Here is a 504-nt window from a genome sequence, read left to right as displayed (position 1 = left end):
CCAAAATCCCCTCTTCGGTAGAGGGCACGTAATGTCTACAGTGAGGCGTTCAGAATATGCGGTTTGGCTTGTTGGCCTAATTCCTGCTGCTGTTTCTTCCACTGTCAGTACTCGTCCATATTCAGGTAACGGTGGCCCGTGATCCAGGCCTCGTCGATCTCCATGAGCAGTGCCCCCAACAGCCGAATGGCGGATTCTCGGTTCGGAAAGATGCGAATCACCCGTTCTCTGCGCCGGATCTCTTCGTTCAGTCGCTCCACGCCATTAGTCGTCCGCAGCCGGCGACGGTACCGGTCTGGCAGCGCCAGAACAGCCGTTACGTCGTCAAAGCCGTCCTCCAGCACCCGCACGACTTTGGGTGCTTTGTCGGCGTATTCCTCCACAAACTCATTCATCAGCAGTCGAGCCGTCTTCAGGTCGGGTGCATCCAGAATCGCTCGTGCACGCTTGTAAACGTCCTCCTGCAAGGCGTTGGGGGTGGCATCCAGCAGATTTCTCATGAGA

Annotated in this window: 1 pseudogene; it reads right to left on the bottom strand. The window is 56.7% G+C overall.

Annotated features, from left to right (window positions below):
* Nucleotides 1–107: 107 nt before the first annotated feature.
* Nucleotides 108–504, bottom strand: a pseudogene (locus ASH01S_RS17725) (transposase); the annotation flags it as partial.

It is taken from the genome of Alicyclobacillus shizuokensis NBRC 103103 (assembly GCF_001552255.1).
Classification (GTDB): domain Bacteria; phylum Bacillota; class Bacilli; order Alicyclobacillales; family Alicyclobacillaceae; genus Alicyclobacillus_G; species Alicyclobacillus_G shizuokensis.
Note: the sequence above shows the minus strand (reverse complement) of the source record. Positions and strands in the feature narration are given on the sequence as shown.